The 6288-nt window shown below is 63.0% G+C and carries 6 protein-coding genes and 1 pseudogene; 4 read left to right on the plus strand and 3 right to left on the minus strand.

Annotation, left to right across the window (positions count from 1 at the left end; all coding sequences use genetic code 11):
• Positions 1 to 119, plus strand: a 119-nt coding sequence (locus tag AC5FRW_RS19120) for an integrase core domain-containing protein (RefSeq protein WP_493569381.1), incomplete at its 5' end; no start/stop codon positions are given.
• A gap of 188 nt (positions 120 to 307) precedes the next feature.
• Here AC5FRW_RS19120 and AC5FRW_RS19125 read toward each other — a convergent pair.
• Positions 308 to 1642: a DEAD/DEAH box helicase gene (locus AC5FRW_RS19125; RefSeq protein ID WP_493570061.1), complete on the minus strand. Its 1335-nt coding sequence runs from the start codon at positions 1640 to 1642 to the stop codon at positions 308 to 310.
• 131 nt (positions 1643 to 1773) lie between these two features.
• On the opposite strand from AC5FRW_RS19125, the gene AC5FRW_RS19130 reads away from it, so the two are divergent.
• Both AC5FRW_RS19130 and dnaK read left to right on the plus strand, forming a co-directional pair.
• Entirely contained in the window at positions 1774 to 2442 is a 669-nt protein-coding gene (locus AC5FRW_RS19130; RefSeq protein WP_493570062.1) for a nucleotide exchange factor GrpE, read from the plus strand.
• A 176-nt stretch (positions 2443 to 2618) separates the two neighbouring features.
• Complete coding sequence (dnaK, locus tag AC5FRW_RS19135; protein ID WP_493570065.1) at positions 2619 to 4529, plus strand: molecular chaperone DnaK; 1911 nt, start codon at positions 2619 to 2621, stop codon at positions 4527 to 4529.
• A gap of 489 nt (positions 4530 to 5018) precedes the next feature.
• Here the strand turns inward: dnaK and AC5FRW_RS19140 are convergent, their stop codons facing one another.
• Together AC5FRW_RS19140 and AC5FRW_RS19145 are read right to left on the minus strand one after the other, a co-directional pair.
• A complete protein-coding gene (locus AC5FRW_RS19140) occupies positions 5019 to 5717 on the minus strand; it encodes a DICT sensory domain-containing protein (RefSeq protein ID WP_493570063.1) in 699 nt (232 codons plus the stop codon).
• A 10-nt stretch (positions 5718 to 5727) separates the two neighbouring features.
• Positions 5728 to 6057 (minus strand): DUF7344 domain-containing protein, encoded by a 330-nt coding sequence (locus AC5FRW_RS19145; protein ID WP_493570064.1) that lies wholly within the window; start codon positions 6055 to 6057, stop codon positions 5728 to 5730.
• A gap of 158 nt (positions 6058 to 6215) precedes the next feature.
• Here AC5FRW_RS19145 and AC5FRW_RS19150 point away from each other — a divergent pair.
• Positions 6216 to 6288 (plus strand): annotated as a pseudogene (locus tag AC5FRW_RS19150) (IS6 family transposase); the annotation flags it as partial.

Consider the following 6288-nt stretch of genomic DNA (forward strand, 5'->3'; position numbering starts at 1 on the left):
GGCGGGGCAGTCAATCCAGCGCCAGACGGTGGTTACAACGCTTCAAACACCATTACAACCACGAACGACCCAATCAAGCGCTCGACGGACGAACGCCGGCTCAGGAGGTCCAGAACTAGACAGTGCCCTATGTTCTATTGTGACACAAATATGAACTTTACCAAGTCTGGTGTGGTTTGACATTCGCGCATGCGAACACCGGCAGCCCCGACGACAGATAGAGCCGGTGACCAGTTCAGGTACACAACTCTAGTCGACGCTATTTGCCTGTCCTCAGAGTGATGTCCTCGGACCAGCAAAGACCACGTTAACGCCGCCGCCGAGCGACCCGTTCTTCGGCCGTCTCCTCGCTGACGAGTTCGTACAGCAGCGCCCGCGAGCCGTCGGCCGTCGGCCGCAGGATGCGCCCGAGACGCTGCGTGAACTCGCGTTCGGAGCCACTGCCGGAGAGGATGACCGCGACGTTGGCATCGGGCACGTCGACCCCCTCGTCCAAGACGTTCGCCGTGACGATCCGCGAGTACTTGCCTTCGCGGAAGCGTTCGAGGATCTCGCGGCGTTCGCTCGCGCCGGTTTCGTGGGTGATCGCTGGCAGGAGAAAGCGCTCCGAGAGGCGATAGACGAGGTCGGTGTGGGCGGTAAAGACGATCACGCGGTCCTCGCGGTGGCGATCCAGAATCTCCGCGAGGCGTTCGACTTTCCGGTCGGCGTTCATCATCACCTCGCGTGCCCGCTGCTTGGCGAGCAGGGCTTCGCGGGCCGCCGGGTCGGTGCCCGAGCGCTTGACCAGTTCCTGATAGTCGCTGCCAGAGCGCATCGTGATCGAGGAGCGCTTCAGGTAGTCGGTGAAGGTCTCCTGATGGCGCTCGTACACCGTTCGCTCCTCGGGAGTCAAATCGACCTCGATGCGCTTGATATCGTACTCCGCGAGGTGCTCGCCGGCGAGGTCGTCCACGTCGAGCCGGTACACCAGTTCGCCGAGCAGGTCTGCGACTGTCTCGTGGGCACCGTCCGGGCGCTCGAACGTCGCAGTCAGCCCCAGTCGGGCGGGCGCAGCCAGCAGGCGTGCGATGTCGCGATACCCTTCGCCGCCGAGGTGGTGGACCTCGTCGAAGACGACGAGACCGAACCGGTCGCCCAGTTCGTCGGCCCGCAGATACGCCGAGTCGTAGGTCGCGACAGTCACGTCCGCGACTCGCTGCTCGCCTCCCCCGAGGCGACCGATCTCGCGGTCGAACTCGTGGTCGAGTTCGCGCTGCCACTGTTCGAGGAGGTCGATCGTCGGCACGACGACCAGCGACGGCACGTTCAGTGCTTCCATCGCCGCGAGACCGATGACGGTCTTGCCGCTGCCGGTGGGTAGTTCGAGCACGCCCCGGTCGCCGTTGGCGCGCCACGCGTCGAGTGCCGACTGCTGATACTCCCGAAGCTGATACGTCGATTCGAGCGTCGGTGTCGGCAGGTCGAGTACGTCGTCTTCGTAGGCGACGCCGCGCTCGTCGAGCGCTTCACGGATGTCGACGTATCGATAGGCCGACGCTCGTCCCGTCTCGCTGCGCTCGTCGTACTCGACGCCCGGCAGGTCCATCGGGGGATCGCCAGACAGCCGGATCGTCCCCTCCTCGAACGACAGTCGTCCCATCGCCCTGCGGTTGGCGGGTCACGCGCAAAACGTTGGCGGGGGCGCACTGACTGGTCTCGCCCGGCGACGATGTGCCTGCGTCGAACTCGGATTTCTGAATTCTTTTATTCGTTCGCGCCCGTTGCTCGGGTATGACCGAGCAGGACGCAGCAGACACGGATGGCACCGCCGAGAACGCAGCGGCCCCGGCGGACGACGCCGACACCCAGCCTGCAGAGGCCGAGAGACGGGGAGACGGCGACGACGTGGTCCTCGACGAGGAAGTCGATCAGGATCTGATCGACCGCGTGGACGACTCGGAGCCTGCGACGATCGCCAAGGAGATCGCCTCGTTGCGGACTCGCGTCGAGGGGATGGAAGGCCAACTCGACGCCTACGAGGACGAGATCGAGGAACTGGAATCGAAGCTCAAGCGCAAGCAGGCCGACTTCCAGAACTACAAGAAACGAATGGAAAAGCGCCGCGAGGAAGAGCAACAGCGCGCGACCGAAGACCTCGTCTCGAAGGTGCTCGACGTACGCGACAACCTCCAGCGCGCGCTCGATCAGGACGAGGACGTGGACATCCGTGACGGGGTCGAGTCGACGGCGCGCCAGCTAGACGACGTACTCGACGCCGAGAACGTCGACATTGTCGATCCCGATTCGGGTGCCGAGGTCGACCCGCGCCTGCATCAGGTGCTCGCTCGCGTCGACTCCGACCAGCCCGAGGGCACGATCGACGACGTGCATCGTCCGGGCTACGTCATGGCCGAGAAGGTGCTGCGAGAGGCACAGGTCACCGTGAGCGACGGCGAGTAAGCCTGTCCGAACCGGCGCGAGATCGGCTCTGAACGGTGGTATTGCGGTTGGGTTTATATTCTCCGGTCCGGCGCGGTCGGTGCCCGGAAAATCAACGGCTTGCGGCCCCTTCTCTCGGTTCGGCACAGGTGTATCTAGCAACTTTTAACCGCTCCAATCAGGTAATGACTGGTAAGATGGCGAGCAACAAGATTCTCGGAATCGACCTCGGTACCACGAACAGCGCGTTCGCGGTTATGGAGGGGGGCGACCCCGAGATTATCGTCAACAGCGAAGGCGAACGAACGACACCGTCGGTCGTCGCGTTCGACGACAGCGAGCGCCTCGTCGGCAAGCCGGCCAAGAATCAGGCCGTCAAGAACCCTGACGAGACGATCCAGTCGATCAAGCGCCACATGGGCGAGGACGACTATTCGGTCGAACTCGACGGCGAAGAGTACACCCCCGAGCAGGTCTCGGCGATGATCCTTCAGAAGATCAAACGGGACGCCGAGGAGTATCTGGGTGACGACGTGGAGAAAGCCGTCATTACGGTGCCGGCGTACTTCAACGACCGCCAGCGTCAGGCGACCAAGGACGCCGGCGAGATCGCCGGCTTCGAGGTCGAGCGCATCGTCAACGAGCCGACGGCCGCGGCGATGGCCTACGGACTGGACGACGACTCCGACCAGACCGTCCTCGTCTACGACCTCGGTGGCGGCACCTTCGACGTCTCCATCCTCGACCTTGGCGGGGGCGTCTACGAGGTCGTCGCCACGAACGGTGACAACGACCTCGGTGGCGACGACTGGGACCATGCCATCATCGACTATCTGGCCGACGAGTTCGAGGCCGAACACGGCATCGACCTCCGCGACGACCGGCAGGCGCTCCAGCGCCTGACCGAGGCCGCCGAAGAGGCCAAGATCGAACTCTCCTCGCGCAAGGAGACCCGGATCAGCCTTCCCTTCATCACGACGACTGACGACGGCCCCCTCGATCTGGAGGAGAAGATCACGCGCGCGAAGTTCGAATCCCTGACCGAGGACCTCATCGAGCGCACCGTCGGGCCGACGGAACAGGCCCTCGAAGACGCAGGCTACGACAAGGGCGACATCGACGAGGTCATCCTCGTCGGCGGGTCGACGCGGATGCCACAGGTCCAGGACAAGGTCGACGAGATGACCGGCCAAGAGCCAAAGAAGAACGTCAACCCCGACGAGGCCGTCGCACTGGGCGCGGCGATTCAGGGCGGCGTCTTGAGCGGCGACGTAGACGACATCGTCCTGCTGGACGTGACGCCCCTCTCGCTCGGTGTCGAGGTCAAGGGCGGCCTGTTCGAGCGACTCATCGAGAAGAACACGACCATCCCGACCGAAGAATCCAAGATCTTCACCACTGCCGCGGACAACCAGACGCAGGTCCAGATCCGCGTCTTCCAGGGTGAGCGTGAAATCGCCAACGAGAACGAACTGCTCGGCGAGTTCGCACTGACCGGCATCCCGCCGGCACCCGCCGGTACGCCCCAGATCGAGGTCTCCTTTAACATCGACGAGAACGGGATCGTCAACGTCGAAGCAGAGGACAAGGGATCGGGCAACAAGGAAGACATCACCATCGAAGGTGGCGCTGGGCTCTCCGACGAGCAGATCGAGCAGATGCAGCAGGAAGCCGAAGAACACGCCGAGGAAGACGAGGAACGCCGGAAGACGATCGAGGCCCGCAACGAGGCCGAGTCCGCGGTCCAGCGCGCAGAGACCCTCATCGACGAGAACGAGGAGGAGGTCGACGACGACCTGATCGAGACCATCGAAGCCGAAATCGAGAACGTCGAGGCAGTGCTGGAAGACGAGGACGCCGACCGTGAGGACTACGAGGAAGCCACCGAAGCACTGAGCGAGGAACTGCAGGAGATCGGCAAGCAGATGTATCAAGAGCAGGCCGCCGAAGGCGCTGCTGGTGCTGGTGGCGCTGCCGGTGCCGGCGGCATGGGCGGTATGGGCGGCGCTGGTCCCGGCGGTGCAGCGGGCGCTGGCGGCGCGGCCGGCCAGGGCGAGGAGTACGTCGACGCAGACTTCGAAGACGTCGACGACGAGGACGAGGACTGAAAGGACGAGTCCGAGTCGTCGGCTCGATAGACGAACGCAGTGAGTCTATCGGTGTTTCAGAAAGCGAGCTTTGCGAGCTTTCTGAAGAGGACGACGATGACTATTCGTCGTCATCTGCTCGGGAGAGCTTTGCTCTCTCGGTGTTTCGAGAAGTGAGCGAAGCGAACTTCTCGAAGTGGACGAGGACGAGGACTGAAAAGACGAGTCTTCGTCGTCGGCTCGGAAGACGAGGACTGAAAGGCCGAGTCCGAGTCGTCGGCTCGGAAGACGAACGCAGTGAGTCTATCGGTGTTTCAGAAAGCGAGCTTTGCGAGCTTTCTGAAGAGGACGACGAGGACTATTCGTCGTCATCTGCTCGGGAGAGCTTTGCTCTCTCGGTGTTTCGAAAAGTGAGCGAAGCGAGCTTTTCGCAGTAGACGACAAGAACCGAACGGACGAGTCCCGCGGGTGTACGGAATAGTGCTCGCTGAGTCCCGTTCCGAGACGGGATCAGTCGTCGAGTGCGGCAAACACCCGCTTGACGAGGCGAGAATCGTAGGTCCAGACGCCTTCGTACGTGTCTCCGTCCTGTTCGGCGACGAGTGCACACTGCTGCGACGGCTCGTCGCCGCCGTCGAAGGCCATGAACCAGTAGCGGCCGATTTCCGGGGTCGGTTCGACGTGGACTGTGACTCCCGGGATGTCGTCGTTCGGGGTCTCGTCGACGACGTAGGCGTGGATATCGAGGGCTGTCTCGCGCGCCAGTCGCGCGTAGAGCGATCGCTGGGCCTCGAAGGCGGCCAGTGATTGAAAGCCGACCGAGAGCTGTCCGTTCCCGACCCGGTACGCGCGGTCTTCGATCTCGCGGCTGGCGGCCAGTAACTGACGGCGATCGAGTGAAGCGAACACGGTGTCGTCGAGGAGCGCGTAGAGCGCGCGATACTCGTCGGCGGCTTCGTCCATTCGCCACGGTGGGCTGATCGATGGCGCGAGCAATGACTGGAAGTCGTCCTCACTGACCGCGCCGAGGAAGCCGTCGCTGTCTTTGATCACGATGAACGGTGGTGGGCCGTCCGGTGAGAACGGATGGGAGTCGACAGTGACGTTGCGGCTGGCAAACTGTGTGGCGAGGTCCGTCGCTGGCGACCCGTAGTACTCGATCGTCTTCCGTCGGCGGGTGGCCGTGTCGATGATCGAGGCGAGTGACATCGGTGCTCTCTCACTCGCTGTGTTCGAGTTCCTCTCGACAGGCAAAGCGAACCATCTCCCGGACTGGCTGGGGAACGTCTCCCAGATCGACTACGCCAGTCTCGCTGTCGTACTCGATCAGATCGGTCGCCGCGAGCACTGGAAGGTGAACGTGGTGCAGTACGATCTGTATCTCGTCGCGCTCGCTCGGTCCGACCACCCCGTCGGCCGTCGACCGCCAGCCTGCCAGTACGTCGGCGAGTTCATCGACAGTCGTCTCGGGGTCTTCGAGCACGTACCAGAGTGTTCGCCGACGGATCGTCGTCGCGAGCGCGTGAAAGACCGCGTCGGGGTCTGCCAACGTCGCAGTCTCCTCGGAGTCAATCGCTGTCGTTTCGTCGCCGTGGTTTTGTGGAGTGTTTTTTCGTGTCACTTTACTCACTTCTTTGAAAGTTCGGCAAGCGTGGCACTGTCTAGTTGAGGGATTGAGGAATGAGGAGGCCGTAGCGAGAAGTGCTCATGCAACTCGCAGACCTCCTCAGAGAAACGTTAGACGAGGACAGCCAAGACGTTTGGGAGAACGAGCGCACCC

It is taken from the genome of Halomicrobium sp. HArcht3-1, assembly GCF_058933345.1.